This window comes from Micromonospora sp. Mcm103 (genome assembly GCF_024519755.1).
Taxonomy (GTDB): domain Bacteria; phylum Actinomycetota; class Actinomycetes; order Mycobacteriales; family Micromonosporaceae; genus Micromonospora; species Micromonospora aurantiaca.
Genome location: NZ_JALJRJ010000049.1, coordinates 1 through 1,768, shown reverse-complemented (window position 1 = coordinate 1,768; position 1,768 = coordinate 1). Strand labels below are relative to the sequence as shown.

Here is a 1,768-nt window from a genome sequence, read left to right as displayed (position 1 = left end):
CGCAACCACATCAGGACTCTCCACCACCCGCGCCTCAAACAACTCGTGCACCAGCGGTCCGTCGTCGGAGACGGTGACCGCGGACGGGGCGCTGCCCGCGTCCGTACCGAAGGTGAGCGGCACCGTCGCCTCCTCGTCCAGTCCCGCGGCGATCCCGGCCAGAACCGACCGGTACATGGCCGCGAGTTGTTCCGCGTGCTGCGGGGCGAGCAGTCCGGTGCGGGTGGCGATGCCGAGTCGGCGGTCGCCGTAGGCGTGCACGGAGAGACCGAAATCGTTGGCTTGCTGGTTGACCGCGACGCCCTGGTCCACGATCTCGCCGTCGACCTGGTGGAAGTCGATGTAGTTGAACAGCACGTCGATCAGCCGGGAACCGGCTGCGGTGTCCCGCTGGATGCGGGACAGCGGGTACTGGCGGTGCGCCCAGACCTCGGTCTCCTGCTCGAAGACCCGGGTGAGCAGCTCGCGCCAGGTCCGGGCGCCGCGCCGGTGTGGGAACGGCAGCGAGTTGAGGTGCATGCCGAGCACCCGCTCCGCGCCGACCGCCTCGGGCCGTCCGTGGAAGACGACGCCGGTGTGGAAGGCCGGCGCCTCGGTGAGGCAACTGAGTACCTCCAGGTGGGCGGCGAGCAGCACGGTCTTGAGCGGCACGCCGGCCTCGGCCGCCCGGGCCCGCAGGTCGGTGGCGAGATCGGCGATCGGCACGCTCACGCCGTACGGCTCGGCGTCCTCCCCTGGCGTGCCGACCCAGGCGGCGGGCAGGTCGAAACGCGCGTAGTCGTCAACGATCCGCTTCCAGAACGCGGCGTCGGCGGGGTTGCGCAGCGATGCGAGCTCGCCGGCGATCACATCGGCGTACCGGACGGGCGGCGGCTCGTAGGGTGCGGGCTCGCCGGTGTCGCGGATCTCGCGGTAGACGTTCGCCAGTTCCATCTCGAAGGTGGCGTTGCTCCAACCATCCGTGATCACGTGCGAGCAGGTGATCAGCAACCACCAGGTGGTGTCGTTCTCCATCAGCGCGGCGACCCGCATCAGCGGCGCGGAGCGGAACTCCAGCGGGGCGGCCCGCTCGGCCGCCACCTCGGCGGTGAGCCGACGCTCGCCGGTCGCCTGGTCGGTGCCGCGTCCGTCCACGACCCGCACCGGGACGGCGGCGGTCTCGTGCACGATCTGCATCGGCACCGAGTAGCCGGTGAGGTGCACCGACGTACGCAGGTTCTCGTGCCGGGCGCTGAGCACCTGGACGGCCCGGCGGAACGCGGTCTCGTCGAACGGCCGGTCGTCCTTGATCCGCCGAGCGGCGACGTTGTGGTAGACCCGGCGCTCTCCGCTCGCTAACTGCTCGGCCACCATGCCCAGCTGGACCTCGCCCAGCGGGTACGCGTCGACCGTGCCGCCCGGGAGCAGGGCCCGGTCCGCGTCGCTGATCAGCGAGTACGGGGCGACGCCCGCCGGCGCCTCGGCCGCGGTGCCGCGGGTAGCGAGGACGGCGGCCAGGTCGGCGACCGTGCGCTGGGCGAAGACGTCGCGCACGGTCAGGTCGTAGCCGAGGCCCCGCAGCGCGCCGACGACGGCGACGGCCCGGATCGAGTCGCCGCCGCGCTCGAAGAACCTGTCGTGCCGGCCGATCGGCGCCGTGTTCAGGGCGCGCTGCCACGCCTCGGCAACCGCGGTCTCGACATCGGTCATCGGGGTGTCGTCGGCGAGCGCCGGCTCGGCGGCCGGGGGCGACGGCAGGGCGCGGCGGTCGAGTTTGCCGTTGGCGGTC

General features: G+C 72.5%; 1 protein-coding gene. It reads right to left on the bottom strand.

The features are described 5' to 3' along the window. Positions 1 to 1,768, bottom strand: a 1,768-nt coding sequence (locus tag OC439_RS30105) for a condensation domain-containing protein (protein WP_262016372.1), incomplete at both ends; no start/stop codon positions are given.